Source organism: Geodermatophilus africanus (assembly GCF_900107105.1).
In the GTDB taxonomy this organism is placed as follows: Bacteria; Actinomycetota; Actinomycetes; order Mycobacteriales; family Geodermatophilaceae; genus Geodermatophilus; species Geodermatophilus africanus.
On record NZ_FNOT01000008.1, the window covers coordinates 1 to 19113 of the forward strand.

Here is a 19113-nt window from a genome sequence, read left to right on the forward strand (position 1 = left end):
TATCCCAGAGCCGGGGGCAGGTTGCCCACGTGTTACTCACCCGTTCGCCACTCATTCCCCACCGAAGCGGGTTCAGCGTTCGACTTGCATGTGTTAAGCACGCCGCCAGCGTTCGTCCTGAGCCAGGATCAAACTCTCCGTAGATGAATCGATCCGGGCGAGAACCGAGAACAGGCGCTCTCGAAATCCATCAACCCAAAGAAACCCACAAAGGGGTTACATACATGGCACTGACTTTCGGCACGCTGTTGAGTTCTCAAAGAGCGGACGCGCAGCGACTCGACCCTCTCGGGCTTCGTCTCTGGCGGCTTGTCCCACTGTACACCGCGCTCCGCATCGGTCGGACCTCGGGGTCCTACCGGCGGTTTCCCAGGCTTGCGGCCCGGTCCGTTCTCGCTCGGTGCAGCGAGAACAGTACACCAGCCTCAGGGGCCTCTGCAGGGGGGTCCCCGGAGGTCCCCTGAGCCGGCCGGTGACCGGGTCGCCCGGCCACCGGCACCCTCCCCGGGGCCATCGACCACGCGGGCCGCTGGGGTGGTCGCGACCCGGCCGACACCAGGCGGTGGGCGGCGGTCCCGCTCTGCGCGGTCGGCCCCCCGCGAGGCTCGACCGGCCGGGGCCGCACGGGCGACCCGCGCATCAGGCGACCCCGCGGGGCCGGAACTGGACGCTCACCCGGGGTCCTACCGGCTTGGCCGTCTTCGGGATGCAGTGCTCCCACGTGCGCTGGCACGACCCGCCCATGACCACCAGGTCACCGTGTCCCAGGGGGAACCGCAGGGCCTCCCCGCCGCCGACCGGGCGGAGCAGCAGCGGCCGCGGCGAACCGAAGGACACGATCGCGACCATCGTGTCGGCGCCGCGCCCACGGCCGAGCCGGTCCCCGTGCCAGGCGACGCTGTCACGGCCGTCGCGGTAGAGGCACATGCCGGCGCTGACGAACGGCTCGCCGAGCTCGGGGCCGTAGTGCGCGTTCAGCGCCTCCCGCGCCTCGGTCAGCGATGGGTGCGGCAGCGGTTCTCCGCCGCCGTACCACCGCAGCAGTCGAGGGACGGCGACCTCGCGCTCGTACATCTGCCGCCGGTCGGCCCGCCAGCCGATGTCCCCGAGCAGCACGTCGAGGACCTCGTCGGACCCCTGGACCCATCCGGGCAGGTGGTCGACCCAGGCACCGTGGCTGAGTGAGTGCCGCGTGAGCGACAGCGGTCCGAGCGTCGCCTCCTCGGCGAGGTCCCACATCGACGGCTGGTGCGCGAGCGACATGCGGGGAGGCTACGCGGGATCGAACGCGTGTACGAGTGGGAGCGTCGTCAGCCCCTCGGCCACGCCGTGACCCCGGCCCGAGCTCGCGAGTGGACGGGGACAGGGGGTCCCCTCACGAAGGGCGGGGAGGACGGGGTCCTTCCTCAGGCGGTCAGTGCCAGCGCGAAGGGCAGCACGCGGGAGGCGCCGGCCAGCCGCAGCTCCCGGCCGGCGACGGTCATCGTCCACCGCGAGTCGGCGAGGTCGTCGACGAGCAGCACCGGCACCGGGCCCAGCTCCTCCAGCCGCCGGCGCAGCTCCGGCCCGACGACGATCCGCTGCCACACCCCGGCGAGCCGGAAGGCGCTGTTGCCGCCGGGCTGCCCCGTCGGGCCGCCGTGCGCGAGGGACAGTTCCCCGAGGTAGGGCAGCCGGCCCAGTCCGGCCAGCCCCTGTGCCAGCCCGGTCACCAGTCGCGGCCGGCGTCGCGAGGGCACGGCGACGACCCCGGCCGGGCGCTCCGCCCAGTCCCAGGCGCCGAGCACCCGGGCGCACGCCCGCAGCAGCTCGTCGTCCGGCGGGACGTCCGACGGCGCCCGCCGCACCGGTACGTCGAAGGCGGCGTCCGGGTCCTCCTCCAGCCCTGGGGCCTCGAGGTCGACCACGCCGCCGACGCCGTCGTCCCCGAGCAGGGTGCGCAGCCGCTGACCCCAGCCCAGGTCGGTGAGCCGGGCGACGGACCGGCCCGGGTCGAGCTGCTCGCCGGGCGCGATCTTCCCCTTCACCTCGATGCCGAGGCGGTCGGCGCCGGTCGGCCACTGGGCGCGAGGGGCCAGCTCCACGCCGGGGCGGTCGAGCGCGGCGGAGGCGGCCTGGGCCGCGCCCTCCGGGACGTCGGTGGAGTACCAGGGGCCCGCGCAGACGTCGCAGCGGCCGCAGGGCGCGGCGGTCGGGTCGTCGAGGGCCTCCTGCAGGAAGGCCATGCGGCACTGCGCCTCGTCGACCGGGCGGGCGTAGGCGATCATCGCCCGCTGCTCGGCCTCGCGGGTGCGCGTCACGCGGGCGTACCGGTCGGCGTCGTACACCCACGGCCGGCCGGTGGACCGCCAGCCGCCCTGCACCCGCTCGACCGCACCGTCGACCGCGAGCACCTTGAGCAGCAGCTCCAGCCGGGAGCGGCGGACGTCGGCCACCGTCTCCAGCCGCGCCACCGACCACGCCTTCCCGTCGGCCATGGCCGACAGCACCGCGGCGGCGTGGTCCTCCCGCGGCATGGAGGAGGTGGCGAACCACTGCCAGATCGCGAGGTCCTCGGGGCCGGGGAGCAGCAGCACGTCGGCGTGCTCGACGGCGCGGCCGGCGCGGCCCACCTGCTGGTAGTAGCTGACCGGCGAGGACGGCGCCCCCAGGTGGACGACGAAGCCGAGGTCGGGCTTGTCGAAGCCCATGCCCAGCGCCGAGGTGGCCACCAGCGCCTTGACCCGGTTCTCCCGCAGCGCCTCCTCGGCGTCCTTGCGGTCGGCGTCGTCGAGCCGGCCCGTGTAGGCGCGCACCTCGTGGCCGGCGTCGCGCAGCAGCGCGGCGGTCTCCTCGGCGGCGGCCACGGTGAGCGTGTAGACGATCCCGCTGCCCGGCAGGTCGCCGAGGCGGGCGGCGAGCCAGGCCAGCCGCGCCCGGTCGGTGGGCAGCCGGAGCACGCCGAGGCGCAGCGAGTCGCGGGCCAGGGGGCCGCGCACCGCCGTCACGCTCACACCACCCGCGCCGAGCTGCTCGGCGACGTCGGCGACGACGCGCTCGTTGGCCGTCGCGGTGGTGGCGAGCACGGGCGTCCCGGCGGGGAGGGTGGCGAGCAGGTCGCGGATGCGGCGGTAGTCGGGACGGAAGTCGTGACCCCAGTCGGAGACGCAGTGCGCCTCGTCGACGACGAGCAGCCCGCAGCGGGCGACCAGCCCCGGCAGCTGCTCCTCGCGGAAGCGGGGGTTGGTCAGCCGCTCCGGGGAGACGAGCAGGACGTCGACCTCGTCGGCGGCCAGGGCCGCGGCTACGTCGTCCCACTCGGTGGCGTTCGCGCTGGAGATCTCGACGGCGCGGATGCCGGCGCGTGCGGCGGCGGCGACCTGGTCGCGCATCAGCGCGAGCAGCGGGCTGACCAGCAGGGTGGGACCGGCGCCGCGGCGGCGCAGCAGGGCGGTGGAGACGAAGTAGACCGCCGACTTGCCCCACCCGGTGCGCTGCACGACCAGGGCCCGCTCGGAGCGCTCGACCAATGCGGCGACGGCGGCGTCCTGCCCCTCGCGGAAGACCGCGTCGGGCCGGCCGGTCAGCTCGCGGAGGACGTCGAGGGCCTCGGTGGCCAGGTCGGCGGACGGCACGGCGGTGGTCATGGCACCCGACAGTAGGCAGCGACGACGACAGGACCGGCCGCCGCGCGGATCCTGGGGAGAGAGGGGGACAATCCACAGACCATGCGACCACCGGACAACCACGTGCACACCAGGTGGTCCTGGGACACCGCCGAGTCCTCCACGATGGTGCGCGCGTGCGAGCGGGCGGTGGCCCGGGGCCTGCCCGCCATCGCCTTCACCGAGCACCTCGACTTCACGACCTGGACACCGGAGGACCGGGCCACCGCCGACGGGCTGGTCGACCGGCACGCCTCCCGGCACCTGCCCATCGACGTCGAGGGCTACTCCGCCGAGCTCGAGGAGTGCCGCGAGCGATTCCCGGAGCTGCGGATCTGGTCGGGTGTGGAGACCGGCGAGCCGCACCTGTTCGCCGCCAGCGTCGCCGCCCACCTGCGGGACTCCCCCGTCGACCGGGTGCTCGGCTCGCTGCACTCGCTGAGCCAGGACGGCCGGCTCTACGGCATCGGCCGGCTGCTCTACCCCGACCCGGACAGCACGATGCGCCGCTACCTGGCCGAGGTCGTCGACATGGTCGAGAGCAGCGACGTCTTCGAGGTGCTCGCCCACGTCGACTTCCCGCGGCGGTACTGGCCCGGGGGCAGTGACCGGTACTCCGAGAAGGACTACGAGGAGGAGTACCGGGCGGTGTTCCGGGCGCTGGCCGGGACCGGCCGGGCGCTCGAGGTGAACACGACCAGCCCGCTGGCCTCGGTCGACCAGGTGCGCTGGTTCCACGAGGAGGGCGGCGCGGCGGTCAGCTTCGGCAGCGACGCACACCAGCCGGCCGGCGTCGGCCAGTACTTCGACCTCGCGGTGGACGTCGTCGAGGCGGCCGGCTTCCGGCCCGGGCGGGACGCCTTCGACTTCTGGCGCCGCTGAGCCGGGCGCTCAGGCTGCCATCCGATCCAGCGCCGAGCGCCAGGTCCGCGGGAACGCGAGGGGCCCGATCACACCCGGGGTCAGCAGCACGGCCCGGCCCCGCAGTCCCCGGTTGCCGCCGCCGTTCCGTGGCGCGATCAGGACCTCGCCGGTGACCCGGTCGGGAGCCGCCCACTCGTAGCGCAGCACCACCCAGAGGTGGACGCCGGCGCTGCCCTCCCGGACGACGGCCCAGCCCCCCCGGCTCGCGGACCTCGTACGTGGCCGGGTCGAGCGTCGTCGACCACACCTCGAGCCGCCGCTCGCTCACGTCGGTGAACGCCGCGAAGACCTGTTCCGGGCTCGCGTGCGTGTCCAGGCCGAAGTGGACGCGCATCGTCGTCTCCCCTCGGGACCCCGCTGCGGACAGATCCTCCTCTCCCGCCCTGATCGGAGGCGTGGACGAGCTCGTGCCAGGTACTTCACCGCTAAGAGAAAGGCGGATACGGTCGGTCGGTGACCTCCGGCCGCGTCGTGATCGCCCTCGGTGGCAACGCGATGACCGGCCCGGACGGCTCGGCCACCCCCGGCGCGCAGCGCGAGGCGATCGCCGCGGCCTCGCAGCGCGTGGCCGAGGTCGTGGCCACCGGCGTCCAGGTGGTGCTGACGCACGGCAACGGACCGCAGGTGGGCAACCTGCTGGTCAAGAACGAGCTGGCCGCGCACGAGGTCCCGCCGGTGCCGCTGGACTGGTGCGTCGCCCAGACCCAGGCGACCATCGGGTTCACGCTGGCCGACGAGCTCGACGCCGCCCTCGCCGCCCACGGGCTGCCGCAGCGCACCGCCGCCCTCGTCACCCGCACGCTCGTCGACGCCGACGACCCGCACTTCCGCGAGCCCTCCAAGCCGGTGGGGCGCTTCCGCCCGCGCGAGCAGGCCGAACGCTCGATGGCCCACGGGCAGGTGTGGGAGGACCGCGGCGAGCGCGGCTGGCGGCGGGTCGTCGCCTCGCCCGAGCCGCGACGGGTGGTCGACGTGCCGGGCGTCGAGGCGCTGCTCGCGGCCGGCTTCGCCGTAGTCTGCGCCGGCGGGGGCGGCGTCCCCGTGGTGGACGACGGGACCGGCGGGGCACTGCGTGGCGTCGAGGCCGTCATCGACAAGGACCTCACCGCCGCCCTGCTGGCCCGCGAGCTGGACGCCGGCACGCTGGTGATCGCGACCGACGTCCCCCACGTGCTCGTCGGGTACGGCACCCCCGCCGCCCGGCCGCTCGGGCGGGTCACCCCGGCCGAGCTGCGCGCGCACGCGGCCGCCGGGGAGTTCGCCCGCGGCTCCATGGCCCCCAAGGTCGAGGCCGCACTCCGCTTCGTCGAGTCGTCGGGCCCCGGCCACCCCGCCCGCGCCGTCGTCACGTCCCTCGAGCACATCGCCGACGCCGTCACGCGCGACGACGTCGGCACCGTCCTCCAGATGGGCCCTCCCGCCTCCGCGCACGAGGGCCACACCCGTCCCTAGAGAGAAGGAAGCCGTGCCCGCACCGATCGAGGTCCGCAAGATCCCGCTGCACAACGTCAGTGACGCCTCCGAGCTGGCGAAGCTGATCGACGACGGCGTGATGGAGGCCGACCGGGTGGTCGCCGTCATCGGCAAGACCGAGGGCAACGGCGGGGTGAACGACTACACGCGGATCATCGCCGACCGGGCCTTCCGCGAGGTGCTGCTCGAGAAGGGCAGCCGCTCCAAGGAGGAGGTCGCTCAGATCCCGATCGTGTGGTCGGGCGGCACGGACGGCGTCATCAGCCCGCACGCGACGGTCTTCGCCACGCTGCCCGAGGACGCCGTCGAGCGGACCGACGAGCCGCGGCTGACCGTCGGCTACGCGATGAGCGACGTCCTCCTGCCCGAGGACATCGGCCGGATCACCATGGTCGAGAAGGTCGCCGAGGGCGTGCGCCGCGCGATGGCGGAGGCCGGCATCGAGGACCCGGCCGACGTCCACTACGTGCAGACCAAGACGCCGCTGCTGACCATCGAGACCATCCGCGACGCCAAGTCGCGCGGCAAGGACACCTACTACGACGAGCCGCACGGCTCGATGGACCTGTCCAACGGGACGACGGCGCTGGGCATCGCGGTGGCGCTCGGCGAGATCGAGATGCCGCGCCAGGAGCAGGTCATGCGCGACCTGTCGCTGTACAGCGCGGTGGCCTCCTGCTCGTCCGGCGTCGAGCTGGACCGCGCGCAGATCGTCGTCGTCGGCAACGCCCGCGGGCACGGCGGCGCCTACCGGATCGGCCACTCGGTGATGCGCGACGCGCTCGACCAGGACGGCATCTGGAACGCCGTCCGGGACGCCGGGCTCGAGCTGCCCGAGCGGCCGCACCCCAGGGACCTCGGCGACCGGCTGGTCAACGTCTTCCTCAAGTGCGAGGCCGACCCGACCGGCTACGTCCGCGGCCGGCGCAACGCGATGCTCGACGACTCCGACGTCTTCTGGCACCGGCAGATCAAGGCGACGGTGGGTGGCGTGGCGGCGTCGGTGACCGGGGACCCGGCGGTGTTCGTGTCGGTGGCCGCGGTGCACCAGGGCCCGTCGGGCGGCGGACCGGTGGCCGCGATCGTCCGCGCGTGAGCCGCTCGGGTCACCCGGGGTGCGGCGCGCCTCAGTCCGCTCGGACCTCGAACTGCACCCGCGCGATCTCCTCGCAGACCGGGTCGAACTGCTCGCGCCGGATGCGGTTGTGCTCGGCCTCCGCGTCGTACGCGCGGTAGGCCTCGGCGTCGACGAAGTCGCTGGTGATGGCGAAGCTCCAGGCCCCGGGACGCAGGCCGGCGTCCAGGCCGACCCGCACGTCGACCAGCCCCGGCACGGGTAGGGCGACGATGGCGTCGAGCGCCTCTCGGACGTGGGCGAGGTCGGTGCCCGGGCGCACCCGGCCGACGACGACGTTGCGGATCACCGGGTCAGTCACCGCGACCGTCGGCGTCCGCGTTCCGGTCAGCCTGTCGGCACGAGATCTGCACAGTGGTGGCGATCAGGGCCCTGATGCCCGCCAGTGTGCAGATCTCGCGGGGAGGATCAGCGGGAGTAGTGCTCGACGACCAGTTGCTCCTCGCAGACCACCGGGACCTCGTCGCGGCCGGGCACGCGCTCGACGCGGGCGACCAGGTCGGCCAGCCGGACCTCGAGGTAGGCCGGCGCGGTGGCGTGCGCGCCGGACGCGGCGACGACGAACGGCTCCTTGCTCTTGGACTTCTCCGCGATCTGCACGAAGTCGCCGGGCCTGAGCCGGTAGGAGGGGCGGTCGACCCGCTTGCCGTTGACCAGCACGTGCTGGTGGGTGACGAACTGGCGCGCCTGGTAGATGGTTCGTGCGAAGCCGGCCCGCAGCACGGTCGCATCCAGGCGGGACTCGAGGTCCTGGATCAGCGTCTCGCCGGTCTTGCCGCCGGTCCGCCGGGCGCGGTCGAAGGCGGCGCGCAGCTGCGTCTCGCTGACGTCGTACTGGGCCCGCAGTCGCTGCTTCTCGCGCAGCCGGGTCGAGTAGTCGCTGTCCTTGCGGCGCTTGCGGCCGTGCTCGCCCGGCGGGTACGGACGGCGCTCGAAGTACTCGACGGCCTTCGGGGTGAGCGGGATGCCGAGCGCGCGGCTGATCCGGACCTTCGGACGAGGGGTGTTCACGGCGACCTCCAAGTTTGGTTAGGCTCACCTTATTCCATCGTCGAGCGTCATTGGGAGCCCCATGACCGCCGGTCCGACACCCCCGCCGGTGCCCGCCGCCCGCGACGCGGACGCCGCCGAGCGGGCGCGCACGGTCGCGACCCGGCCGGCCGCCTCGGTGCAGGCGCTGGGCCTGGGCACCAGCCGGCTGCTGGCCGCAGCCACGCTGGACGACGGGCGGGTGCTGGTCGTCGTCCCCCGGTCCGGTGGGCTGGCGACGGCGGTCCGCGACGCCCCCGAGGGTGACCTGCCGGCGCGGGTGAGCGTGACCTCGCGATCCGCCCAGCCGCTGCGCAACCCGCTGCGGGCCCGGCTGGAGCTGACCGGCTGGCTGACACCGGTGCCCGCCGGGGAGGAGGCCGGTCTGGTCCAGGCCTTCGCCGCCGTCCGCCCGGACGCCGTCCTGCTCGACGTGGGGCTCACCGCGACGCTGCTGCGCCTCGATCTCGCCGAGGTGGTGCTCCACGAGGGGGGTGGCTGGTCGGAGATCACACCCGAGGAGTACGCCGCCGCCCGTCCCGACCCGCTCGCCGCTGCCGAGGACGACCTGGTGGCCGAGCACGCCGGTCCGCTGGCCGCGCTCTGCGCCCGGGTGCAGGCGTGGACCGGCGACGACCCGGTGCACCTGCTCGGCCTCGACCGGCACGGGGTGCTGTTCCGGGTCGAGCCCCGCACCGGCTGCTACGACCTGCGGACGCCGTTCCCCGCCCCGCTCACCTCGACCGGGGAGCTGCCGGCCGCCGTCCGCACGCTGCTGGCCTGCACCCGTTGAGACGCCCGCCCCCCAGCCGGGCGAGATCGGCGATCTCGCACGGACACGGGAGCGCGAGCGTGCGAGATCGGCGATGTCGCACGCGAGCCGTGGCAGCTCAGCGCCGGGCGAACCAGCTGTCGTCGGGCAGGTCCGGCGGGGGCGGCGGCTCGCGGTGCGGGGGCTCCGGCTCCCAGGGCCACAACTCGACGACCTGCTCGGCGGCCCGCCGGATCGCGGTTCCGTCGAGCTCGGCCGACGTCTCCTCGATGCCGAGCTCGGGGCAGCGGACGACGACCCGCACCGGCCCCTCGGGCGGCAGCGGGGACAGCCACCACCTCTGATCGACCGAGGTCTCACCGCCCCCGCCGCCGCGGGAGTGGAGCAGGACACCCTCGCTGCTGCCCATGGGCAGGCTGCTGCCGCGCCGGCCGTCCGAGAACTCCACGCCCAGGAGGAAGCGGCCGCCGCGCGGGCCGTGGTTCCACACCAACTCGGTGAGGCGGTGGTCCACACGGCGCAGCGCAGCGGCGCGCGCCCGGACGGTCAGGTGGAACGACACCCCGGTCGAGAGGACGTGGAGATCCAGCAACGCCACCGCGACGTCGTCGGTTCGGGCCAGCAGCACGTTCTGCGGCAGGGCGACCGGGATCTCGTTCTCCGGTGGTTCGATCCGCCGGTGCAGCTCGTCGTCCGGCTCGCCGTACGGCCAGTGGCCCTCCATGTCCGCAGCCTGGCGGTTCGGCGTCCACCCCGGCAACCGACGGGTGCTCAGGCCGCGGCGCGCGCCTCCTGCGCCAGCGCGGCCAGCGCCTGCTCGAAGCACTCCTGCGGCGGCTGCACCAGCCCGGCGCCGACCTGCCCGGTGCCGGCCACCCGCCCGGCCATCCCGGTGTTGATCTGCGGCAGCCAGCCGGTGCGCGCCACGGCGAGGACGTCGATGCCGGTCGGCGAGCCCCGGAAGCCGAGGATCGGCACCTGCATCGCCGGGTTCTCGGCCAGGGTCAGCTGGTACATCCGCTCGGTGGTGGCCAGCGCGTCGGGCACGGTGCCGCCGACGAACCGGACGATCGCCGGGGCCGCCGCCATGGTGAAGCCGCCGACGCCGTAGGTCTCCATGATCGCGGAGTCGCCGATGTCGGGGTTGGCGTCGTCCGGGCCGTAGTCCCCGAGGAACAGACCCACCGGGGTGTTCGCCGGGCCGGTGAACCAGCGGTCGCCGGTGCCGGCGGTCTGGATGCCGAACTCGGTCCCGTTGCGGGACATCACGGTGACCATCGTCGAGCCGGGCACGTCCCGCGCGGCGTCGAGAGCCAGCTTCGCCGTCGGCATGCCGAGGTTGAGGAAGAAGTGCTCGTTGCCACCGATGAAGCGCAGCACCGCCGCGATGTCGGACGACGGCGCGTCGACCTCCACGATCGCCGGCGAGAGCTCGCGCAGGGTCATCAGCGAGCCGGCGCGGTTGCGGTTGTGCCCCTCGTCGCCCATCTGCAGCATCTGCGCGAGCACCGCCTTGACGTCCAACGGCTCGGCCGTCGAGCGCACCGCCGCCTGCAGCACCGGCCCCAGGACGTCGCGCATCCACCGCAGCCGCGTGAGCACCTCGTCGCCGTAGGCGCCCATCCGCAGCACCTTGCCGAGGCCCTCGTTGAGGTTGCAGAACGCCTGCCCGCCGGTGACCGGGTCCTCCAGGCAGTACACCCACATGGACGGCGAGGTCACCCCGGCCATCGGGCCGACCGTGCGGTGGTGGTGGCAGGGGTCGAGCGCCACCCCGCCGGAGGCCAGCAGCCCCTCGGCGTCCTCGACCGTGTCCGCCCAGCCCTCGAACAGGCAGGCGCCGATCAGCGCGCCGCGCAGCGGGCCGGACGCGTCGTCCCAGCCGATCGGCGGGCCGGCGTGCAGCAGCGTCCGGTCGGCGAGGCCGAGCACCTCGCGCGCGGGCCGGACGTCGACCAGCTGCGACCCGGCGGCCATCACCCGCTCGACCGCGGCGCGGTTGGCCGCGGCCCGGCGCCGGTCGAGCGCGAGGGTGGCGAGGTCGGCGGGGTCGCCGAAGCCGGGTGGGCGCCAGTCGACCTCGTGCACCTCGGCGCCCTGGGCGCGCAGCGCGGTGGAAAAGACGTCGACGCCCGCGGCGACGACGGTCGGCGGGCCGGAGAGCAGGTTCACCGGGCGGCTCCCAGCAGGTCGAGGGCGTGGCGCGTGGCGGCGGCGTCGGAGGAAGACGTCACTGCACCGCTCCCAACAGGCGCAGCGCATGCCGAGTGGCCTGGGCGTTGGACGCGAACACGTGGGCGCCGGCCGCGGCCAGCGCGTCGGCCTGGCGCGACCAGCACTGGGGGTCGGCCTCGGTGCCGATGAGGGCGACGACGGTGGGCAGGCCGGCGGCCCGCAGCGCCGCAGCCAGCGAGGCGGCCGGGTTCGGGTCGGCGCCGTACCCGAGGACGACGTCCAGCAGCAGCACCGCGGGCTCCCGCCGGGCGGCCAGGTCGCTGATCGCCTCGAGCCGCAGCGTCGGGTCGATCATCGGGTGCGCCCGGCCCACGGTCAGCGCGTCGTCCCCGAAGTCGACGACGACGTGGCCGCGGGCGGACAGGTCCGGGGCGGATGGGTCGAGGGCAGAGTCCAGCTCCGGCCGCAGCGGGGTGTTGGAGCGGATGTCGCCCAGCACGGGAGCGGCCAGCAGCATCGCCTCGTCGGCGAGGGTGCCACCGGAGTAGAGGCCCTTGAGAACGGCGCCCGGGGCGGCGGCGGTGCCGTCCCCCGGGCGCGAGGGCCAGGCCGGGACGGCGACCCCGAGGTCGCCCAGCACTCCCTCGACGGCGGCGGTGAGGTCCGGCGTCTCGGGCGAGAGCACCGCGGAGCGCACCGGCACCGGGAGCCCGCGGGCGGCCTCCGACACCGCGGCGGCCACCGCCGGCGCCGGCGGCTTGGAGACGACCACGATCCGCTCGGTCCCGTCGTCGGCGGCCAGCGCGGCCAGGGCGTCGAGCGTGGCCAGCCCGCCCACGGCCCCGGACAGGTCGCGGCCGCCCACGCCGAGCACGTGCGAGACCCCGACGCCGGCCGTGTCGAGCAGGCACGACACCTGCTGGGCACCGGTGCCCGAGGCGGCGACCAGCCCGACCGGGCCGCGGCGGACCACGTTGGCGAACCCGAGCGCCAGGCCGGAGACGATCGCCGTGCCGCAGTCCGGGCCCATGACGAGCACCCCGGCGTCGTGCGCGGCGCGCTTGAGCGCGACCTCGGCCTCCACCGGGACGCCGTCGGAGAAGACCAGCACGCTGCGGCCGGCGGCGACCGCGTCGGCGGCCTCGGCGACGGCGTACTGCCCCGGGACGCTGACGACGGCGAGCGCCGGGCCGTCGCCGTCCAGCGCGTCGAGACCCGCGCCGACGGTGCGCAGCGGCACGGCCTGCGCGGGGCCGGCGGCGCGCTCGCGGGCGGCCAGCGCGGCGTCGACGGCGGCGACCGCGGTGGCCAGCGTGTCGTCGTCCACGGCCTCGACGGCCACCAGGAGCTGGTCGGGCGAGGCGCCGTCCGCAGGGGCCAGGCCCATGCCTGCGGCGAGCTCGAGGTTCAGCGGCGTCCCCATCGCGACGAGCACCGCCGTGACCCCCTCGCGGGCGCCGACGTCCCGGCTGACCTGCATCAGCCGGACCGAGTCGGCGTACACGCCGCTGCGCAGGGAGACGTGCCGGACCGGCATCGCTGTCACCCGGCCGACCGTACAGCCGAGGTGTCTCAGCGGTAAGACACCGACGCAACGACGATTTAGCACTGAGGTACTTCCGCGCTGTCGGCCGGGCGTGTCAGATTGGCGCGTCCCTGGGTGCCGGAGACGTCCGTCGGGGGAACCGGCCAGGTGCCAGGGGCAGGTCGAGGAGGCGGTCATGGCGTTCGGCTGGAAGCTCTACGGGGACGGGAAGACCCCGCCGCTGGGCGAGGCGGTGGCTCCGGACGAACGACTCTCCTGGCCGCGGACGATCGGCATCGGCGGACAGCACGTGGTCGCCATGTTCGGGGCGACGTTCGTCTTCCCGCTGATCATGGGCCTCGACGCCAACCTCGCGATCATGATGAGCGGCGTCGCGACGATCATCTTCCTGCTCATCGTGAAGAACCGAGTGCCCAGCTACCTGGGCACCAGCGCAGCGTTCGTCGGGGGCGTGGCGGCGATCCGCGCCAACGGCGGCGACTCCAGCGACGTCGTCGGCGCCCTCCTGGTCGCCGGCGTCGTCCTCGCCCTCGTCGGCCTGCTCATCCACGTCGCCGGCCTGCGCGCGATCAACAAGGTGCTGCCGCCCGCCGTCACCGGCGCGGTGGTCATGCTCATCGGCTTCAACCTGGCCCCCGTCGCCGCCGCGGTGTACTGGCCGCAGGACCAGTGGGTGGCGCTCGCGACGATGGTCTTCGTCATCGTGGCCTCGCTGGCGTTGCGGGGCTTCCTCGCCCGCATCTCGATCCTGCTGGGGCTGGTCTTCGGCTACCTGCTGTCGGTCCTGCTGGACGTGACGGCCGGGCAGATCACCTCGCCCGACGCCACCGGTGACGTCGTCACCCGCGAGCGGATCAACTTCGACTCCGTCGCCGCCGCCGACTGGTTCGGCTTCCCCGAACCCACCTGGCCGAGCTTCTCGCTGAACTTCTCCCTGCTGGTCATCCCCGCCGTCATCGCCCTGGTCGCCGAGAACGTCGGCCACGTGAAGGCGGTCGCGGAGATGACCAAGCGCGATCTCGACCCGATGATGGGCCGCGCCGTGATGGCCGACGGCGTCGCCACGGTCGTCGCGACCTCGGTCGGCGGGTCCCCCACCACCACCTACGCCGAGAACATCGGTGTCATGGCCGCCACCCGCGTCTACTCGACGGCGGCCTACTACGTGGCGGCGATCGTGGCGATCCTGCTGGGGTTGGTGCCCAAGTTCGGCGCGCTGATCAACATCGTCCCCGGCGGTGTGCTGGGCGGCATCACCGTCGTCCTCTACGGGATGATCGGCCTGCTGGGCGCGAAGATCTGGAAGGAGAACCGGGTCGACTTCGCCAACCCGATCAACCTGGTGCCGCTCGCCGCCGGGATCATCATCGGCATCGGCCCGGTCAACCTGCAGATCACCGAGGACTTCTCGCTGTCGGGCATCGCGCTCGGCTCGATCGTCGCCGTCCTCGGCTGGCACGTCGCCCGGGCACTGGCCCCGGCGGAGATGAAGGGCGCGCTGCTCCGCGAGGGCACGCACCCGGCAGCGGGGACGACGTTCGGCCACGTGCACGGTGATGAGGTCAGCCCCGACCCCTCGTCGGTCGACGAGGTCGGCCGACCGGGCGCGACCGGCTCGGCGACGCCCGGGGAGACCCGCCGCCGGTGAAGCCCGCGCCCTTCCGGTACGCCGACCCCCGCTCGGTCTCCGAGGCCCTCGAGGTCCTCGCCGCCGAGGAGGGCGCCACGGTGCTCGCCGGCGGCCAGTCACTGCTGCCGCTGCTGTCCATGCGCCTGGCGGCGCCGACCACGCTGGTGGACCTCAACCGGGTGCCCGGCCTCGACGCCGTCGAGGTCACGGGGGACGGCGTGCGGGTCGGGGCGCTCGTCCGGCACGCCGGGCTGCTGGCGGACCGGGCCGCCGCGCGGGTGCAGCCGCTGCTCGCGCGGGCCACGGCGAACGTCGCCCACCCCGCGATCCGGAACCGGGGGACGACGGTCGGTTCGATCGCGCACGCCGACCCCTCGGGCGAGATGACGTCGGTGCTGGCGCTGACCGGTGGCTCGGTGGCGGTGGCCGCGCCGTCGGGCAGTGGCACCGTCGGCTGGCGGGACCTGTTCGTCGGCCCGCTGGAGACCTCGCTGCCGGCCGCTGCCGTCGTCACCTCCGCCTTCTTCCCGGCGCTGCCGCCGCGCTCGGGCACCGCCTTCGCCGAGGTGGCCCGCCGCAAGGGCGACTACGCGGTCTGCGGGGCGGGCGTCGTCGTCACCCTCGACGAGGACCGCCGCGTCGCCGCCGTCCGGGCCTCCTACGTCTCGGTCGGCCTGGTCCCGGAGGTCCACGACCTCACCGAGGCCGTCGCCGGCGCCCCGGTCGAGAAGGCCGACTGGGCCGCCGCCGGTGCGCTGGCCCGCACGCTGGTCGAGCCGGACGGCGACCTGCACGCCAGCGCCGACTACCGCCGGCTGCTGGTCGGCGTGCTGACCGAACGGACGTTGACCGAGGCCGCCGCCGAAGCCGCCGAGAGGACGCCATGACCAGCGTCGACACCGAGCGCACCGTCCGGCTGACCGTGAACGGTGTGCCACGTGAAACGACCGTGCCGGTGCGGCGGCTGCTGTCCGACGCACTGCGGCACGACCTCGGGCTGACCGGCACCCACGTCGGCTGCGAGCACGGCGTGTGCGGCGCCTGCACGGTGCTGGTGGACGGCGCACCGGTGCGCTCCTGCCTGGTGCTCGCCGTGCAGGCCGACGGCGCCGCGGTGACCACGGTCGAGGGGCTGGCCCGCGACGACGGCCGGGGCGGGCAGGTGCTGCACCCGGTCCAGGAGGCCTTCCGCGAGTGCCACGCCCTGCAGTGCGGCTTCTGCACGCCGGGCTTCCTGGTGACGATCGCCGCCGGACTGGAGGGGCGGGACCCGGCCGCGCAGATCACCGACGAGGAGGTCGACGACCTGGTCGGCGGCAACCTCTGCCGGTGCACCGGCTACGCGAACATCAAGGAGGCCGTGCGGCACGCGGCCGCCGCGATGGGGGACGCCGGATGACCACCAAGCTGTTCGGCGAGCCGGTCCGCCGGCGGGAGGACGCCCGGCTCATCACCGGCCGCGGCCGCTACCTCGACGACATCGGCGCCGGCGCGCTGGCCGCCGCCTTCGTGCGCAGCCCGCACGCCCACGCTCGCATCGTGGACGTCGACGTGGACGCCGCCCTCGACGTCGAGGGCCTGGTCGCCATCTACACCTACGAGGACCTCACCGGCCCGCTGGCCGAGCCGCTGCCCGTGCTCATCCCGCACCCGCAGCTGCACGCGCCGCGCACCGGCTACCCGCTGGCCAACGGCGAGGTGAACCACGTCGGCGAGCCGGTCGTGATGGTCGTGGCCACCGACCGGTACGTCGCCGAGGACGCCGCCGAGCGGATCGCCGTCACCTACGAGGAGCTGCCCGCCGTCGTCGGGGTGGACGCGGCGCGGGCCGCGCAGCACGCCGTCCACGAGGAGATCCCGGACAACGTGGCGGCCCGCCACCACCAGGAGACGGGGGACGTCGAGCCGGCGCTGGCCGCGTCGCCGCGCACGCTCTCGTTCACCCAGTACGTCGAGCGCAGCGCCTGCATGCCGCTGGAGGGCAAGGGCGTGCACGCGCGGTGGGACGCCGACGACCGCTCGCTGCGGGTGCACACGAGCACCCAGGCCTCGACGTCGGTGCGCGCCGCCATCGCCGCCAAGCTGCAGCTCTCGCTCGACGAGGTCGAGGTGGTCGCGCCCGACGTCGGCGGCGGCTTCGGCGTGAAGATCGTGCACCCGTGGCCGGAGGAGCTGCTGGTGCCGATGGCGGCGATCGCGCTGGGCCGGGAGGTGAAGTGGACCGAGGACCGCCGGGAGCACTTCATCTCCAGCGCGCACGAGCGGCAGCAGCGGCAGGAGGTCAGCGTCGGGTTCGACGACGACGGCCGGATCACCGCGCTCGACGTCCACGTCTGGCACGACAACGGCGCGTACACGCCGTACGGGATCATCGTGCCGATCGTGACCGCGACCCAGCTGGTCGGCCCCTACGTCATCCCCGTGTACCGGGTGGTCGTGGAGAGCGTCTACACGAACACGGTCATCGTGACGCCCTACCGCGGGGCCGGCCGGCCGCAGGGCTGCTTCGCGATGGAGCGGACGATGGACCGCATCGCCGACGCGCTCGGCCTGGATCGGGCCGTCGTCCGCGAGCGGAACCTCATCCAGCCCGACCAGTTCCCCTACGACCACCACCTGACGTTCCAGGACGGCCGCCCGGTCATCTACGACTCCGGCGACTACCCGGCGCTGCTCGGGAAGCTGACGGCGCTGGTCGGGTGGGACGGGGTCGACGCGCTGCGGGACGACGCCGAGGCGCGCGGGAAGCTGCTCGGCGTCGGGATGGCGCTGTACGTGGAGGGCACCGGGCCCGGCCCGTACGAGGGCGGGCACGTGCAGGTGCTGGGCAGCGGCAAGGTGCTGGTGTCGACCGGGCTGACGACGCAGGGCCAGGGGCACGAGACGTCGTTCGCGCAGATCGTCGCCTCCGAGCTCGGGGTGCCGATCGAGGACGTCGAGGTGACCACCGGGGACACCCGCCGCTTCCCGTACGCCGTCGGCACGTTCGCCTCGCGGGCCGCGGTGATGAGCGGCAACGCGATCGCGCTGGCCGCCCGTGGGGTGCGGGTGAAGGCGCTGCGGATCGCCGCCGACGTCCTCGAGGCCGATCCGGGTGACCTGGAGATCGAGGACGGCGTCGTGCAGGTCCGGGGGACGCCGGGCGCGTCGATCCCGCTGCGGACGGTGGCGGTGCTGTCCAACCCGTTGCGGTACGCGTTCGACGAGGCGGCCAAGCAGGCGACGCAGTTCGCGACGCACGACGACACCAAGCCGCCGGTGGCCGAGGGCGACGCCCCGGGGCTGGAGCACCGCGACTACTACTCGCCGCTGCGCTCAACGTTCGCGTCCGGTGCACACGCGGCGGTGGTGGAGATCGACCCGGCGACGTGGGAGATCGACGTCGTCACCTACGCGGTGGTGCACGACTGCGGCAACGTGGTGAACCCGATGATCGTCGAGGGCCAGGTGCACGGCGGGGTCGCGCAGGGTGTCGGTGGGGCGCTGTACGAGCGGATGGCCTACGACAGCGACGGGCAGCTGCAGAACGCGTCGTTCATGGACTTCCTGATGCCGTACGCCTCCGAGGTGCCCGACATCGTGATCGACCACCAGCAGACCCCCTCGCCGCTGAACCCGCTGGGCATCAAGGGCGCCGGCGAGGCCGGGGTGATCCCGGGGTCGGCGGCGCTGGCGTCGGCGATCGAGGACGCGGTGGGACGGCGGATCACCTCGATGCCGATCTCCCCCACCGAGCTGTACGACCTCATGCGTTCGGAGACGGCCGAGCGGACAGCGGCGTCGGGCCGCAGGACGGGAGTGGATGCGTGAACCTCGACGGCTCGGCGGTGCTGCACGGGTCGCCGGAGGACGTGTGGCGGGTGCTCACCGATCCGGCGGTGCTGGCGCGGACCATCCCCGGGTGCCTGGCGCTGGAGCGGGTCGGCGAGGACTCGTACCGGATGGACGTCTCCGTGGGCGTCGGTGCGGTGAAGGGGACGTACGCCGGCGAGGTGCACCTGACCGACCAGGAGCGGCCGACGTCGTACGTGATGCACGCGTCCGGGGCGGGGGCGCCGGGGCAGGTGCGGGCGACGGTGACGATCGAGCTGACGCCTTCCGAGAACTCGTCGACCGTGCTGACCTACTCGGCGGACGCCGTGGTGGGCGGTCCGGTGGCCGGCGTGGGCCAGCGGATGATCACCGGCGTCGCCAAGCGGATGGCCGCCCAGTTCTTCACCGCGGTGGACGCCGAACTGGCAGGTGCGGGCGTTGCCGCGGAGGCGCCCCAGGCGCCGGCGGCGGTGACCGGTCAGGCCACCGAGGCTCCCGCCGCTCCCCAGCCGCAGGTCTTCACCGGGCGTGCCGGCGTTCCCGCGGGAACGTCCGACCTCCGCACCCTCGCCCTCGGCGCCGCGGGCGGCAGCCTGCTCACCCTGCTCGGCGTCCTGGTCGGCTACCGCCTCGGCCGCCGATGAGGCCGTGCTCGAGGATGAGAAACCGCAGCAGACCGCCTGCGGTCCTCGACCACCGCTCTTCCCACCGCTCAGCCGCGAAGCGCTCGGAGCCCAGCGTCAGCCGGCGGTGGCCGGTCAGCCAGGCCAGCGAGCGCCAGAAGACCCGAGGGTGTCGGCCGAGCCTGGTGCGTCGGTGCCGATCCGGGCCGCAGCCGCCCGGGCGACGGGCACGTGTGCTTCGTCGTGGATGACCTGGCGACCGCCCGTCGACGGCTTCTGAGGGACGGCGCAGGGGAGGTCCTCGCCCTCGGTCCCGCTCCGGAGGAGGGGCCGGCTGGCACGGGTGCAG

The 19113-nt window shown here is 74.3% G+C and carries 17 protein-coding genes and 1 rRNA gene; 9 read left to right on the forward strand and 9 right to left on the reverse strand.

Annotation, left to right across the window (positions count from 1 at the left end):
* The 3 genes from BLW63_RS15215 to BLW63_RS15225 all read right to left on the reverse strand — a co-directional run.
* Positions 1 to 144 (reverse strand): 16S ribosomal RNA (locus BLW63_RS15215); the annotation flags it as partial.
* A 495-nt stretch (positions 145 to 639) separates the two neighbouring features.
* Positions 640 to 1263 (reverse strand): alpha-ketoglutarate-dependent dioxygenase AlkB, encoded by a 624-nt coding sequence (locus BLW63_RS15220; protein ID WP_091158026.1) that lies wholly within the window; start codon positions 1261 to 1263, stop codon positions 640 to 642.
* 143 nt (positions 1264 to 1406) lie between these two features.
* Positions 1407 to 3626 (reverse strand): RecQ family ATP-dependent DNA helicase, encoded by a 2220-nt coding sequence (locus BLW63_RS15225; RefSeq protein ID WP_091158029.1) that lies wholly within the window; start codon positions 3624 to 3626, stop codon positions 1407 to 1409.
* Between the two features lie 81 nt (positions 3627 to 3707).
* Between BLW63_RS15225 and BLW63_RS15230 the strand changes: the two genes are divergently transcribed.
* Positions 3708 to 4526 carry a PHP domain-containing protein gene (locus tag BLW63_RS15230; RefSeq protein ID WP_091158032.1) on the forward strand — a complete coding sequence of 273 codons (819 nt, stop codon included), beginning with the start codon at positions 3708 to 3710 and terminating at the stop codon, positions 4524 to 4526.
* Between the two features lie 9 nt (positions 4527 to 4535).
* Here the strand turns inward: BLW63_RS15230 and BLW63_RS15235 are convergent, their stop codons facing one another.
* Positions 4536 to 4715 (reverse strand): hypothetical protein, encoded by a 180-nt coding sequence (locus tag BLW63_RS15235; RefSeq protein WP_139263574.1) that lies wholly within the window; start codon positions 4713 to 4715, stop codon positions 4536 to 4538.
* A gap of 306 nt (positions 4716 to 5021) precedes the next feature.
* Between BLW63_RS15235 and BLW63_RS15240 the strand changes: the two genes are divergently transcribed.
* Entirely contained in the window at positions 5022 to 6020 is a 999-nt protein-coding gene (locus BLW63_RS15240) for a carbamate kinase (RefSeq protein WP_091158037.1), read from the forward strand.
* Positions 6021 to 6033: 13 nt separating this feature from the next.
* Positions 6034 to 7137: a barbiturase gene (gene bar, locus BLW63_RS15245; protein ID WP_091158039.1), complete on the forward strand. Its 1104-nt coding sequence runs from the start codon at positions 6034 to 6036 to the stop codon at positions 7135 to 7137.
* 31 nt (positions 7138 to 7168) lie between these two features.
* On the opposite strand, the gene BLW63_RS15250 is transcribed toward bar, so the two are convergent.
* Together BLW63_RS15250 and rpsD are read right to left on the reverse strand one after the other, a co-directional pair.
* Positions 7169 to 7477, reverse strand: a complete 309-nt coding sequence (locus BLW63_RS15250; protein WP_244522594.1) for a Dabb family protein — start codon at positions 7475 to 7477, stop codon at positions 7169 to 7171.
* Between the two features lie 107 nt (positions 7478 to 7584).
* Positions 7585 to 8187 carry a 30S ribosomal protein S4 gene (gene rpsD, locus BLW63_RS15255; RefSeq protein WP_091158371.1) on the reverse strand — a complete coding sequence of 201 codons (603 nt, stop codon included), beginning with the start codon at positions 8185 to 8187 and terminating at the stop codon, positions 7585 to 7587.
* Positions 8188 to 8248: 61 nt separating this feature from the next.
* Between rpsD and BLW63_RS15260 the strand changes: the two genes are divergently transcribed.
* Positions 8249 to 8998 (forward strand): hypothetical protein, encoded by a 750-nt coding sequence (locus BLW63_RS15260; protein WP_091158045.1) that lies wholly within the window; start codon positions 8249 to 8251, stop codon positions 8996 to 8998.
* Between the two features lie 97 nt (positions 8999 to 9095).
* On the opposite strand, the gene BLW63_RS15265 is transcribed toward BLW63_RS15260, so the two are convergent.
* From BLW63_RS15265 to BLW63_RS15275, 3 genes are read right to left on the reverse strand one after another with little or no spacing between them, the layout of a single operon-like run.
* Positions 9096 to 9701 (reverse strand): hypothetical protein, encoded by a 606-nt coding sequence (locus BLW63_RS15265; RefSeq protein ID WP_091158047.1) that lies wholly within the window; start codon positions 9699 to 9701, stop codon positions 9096 to 9098.
* A gap of 47 nt (positions 9702 to 9748) precedes the next feature.
* Positions 9749 to 11149, reverse strand: coding sequence for a YlbE family protein (locus tag BLW63_RS15270; protein ID WP_091158050.1), 1401 nt, complete (start codon positions 11147 to 11149; stop codon positions 9749 to 9751).
* A gap of 58 nt (positions 11150 to 11207) precedes the next feature.
* Positions 11208 to 12689, reverse strand: a complete 1482-nt coding sequence (locus BLW63_RS15275; protein WP_091158052.1) for an AllF/FdrA family protein — start codon at positions 12687 to 12689, stop codon at positions 11208 to 11210.
* Positions 12690 to 12873: 184 nt separating this feature from the next.
* On the opposite strand from BLW63_RS15275, the gene BLW63_RS15280 reads away from it, so the two are divergent.
* Genes BLW63_RS15280 through BLW63_RS15300 form a run of 5 tightly spaced genes read left to right on the forward strand, consistent with a single transcriptional unit; the run spans position 12874 to position 18785 of the window.
* On the forward strand, positions 12874 to 14346 hold the full coding sequence (locus BLW63_RS15280) for a uracil-xanthine permease family protein (RefSeq protein ID WP_091158055.1): 1473 nt from the start codon (positions 12874 to 12876) through the stop codon (positions 14344 to 14346).
* Positions 14343 to 15215 (forward strand): FAD binding domain-containing protein, encoded by an 873-nt coding sequence (locus BLW63_RS15285; RefSeq protein ID WP_091158058.1) that lies wholly within the window; start codon positions 14343 to 14345, stop codon positions 15213 to 15215. Before BLW63_RS15280 ends, BLW63_RS15285 begins: the two co-directional genes overlap by 4 nt.
* Complete coding sequence (locus tag BLW63_RS15290; protein WP_091158061.1) at positions 15212 to 15727, forward strand: (2Fe-2S)-binding protein; 516 nt, start codon at positions 15212 to 15214, stop codon at positions 15725 to 15727. Before BLW63_RS15285 ends, BLW63_RS15290 begins: the two co-directional genes overlap by 4 nt.
* Positions 15724 to 18138: an aerobic carbon-monoxide dehydrogenase large subunit gene (gene cutA, locus BLW63_RS15295; protein ID WP_091158063.1), complete on the forward strand. Its 2415-nt coding sequence runs from the start codon at positions 15724 to 15726 to the stop codon at positions 18136 to 18138. The genes BLW63_RS15290 and cutA overlap by 4 nt, the downstream gene beginning before the upstream one ends.
* Positions 18135 to 18785, forward strand: coding sequence for an SRPBCC family protein (locus BLW63_RS15300; RefSeq protein ID WP_091158066.1), 651 nt, complete (start codon positions 18135 to 18137; stop codon positions 18783 to 18785). The genes cutA and BLW63_RS15300 overlap by 4 nt, the downstream gene beginning before the upstream one ends.
* The last annotated feature ends 328 nt before the right edge of the window (positions 18786 to 19113 follow it).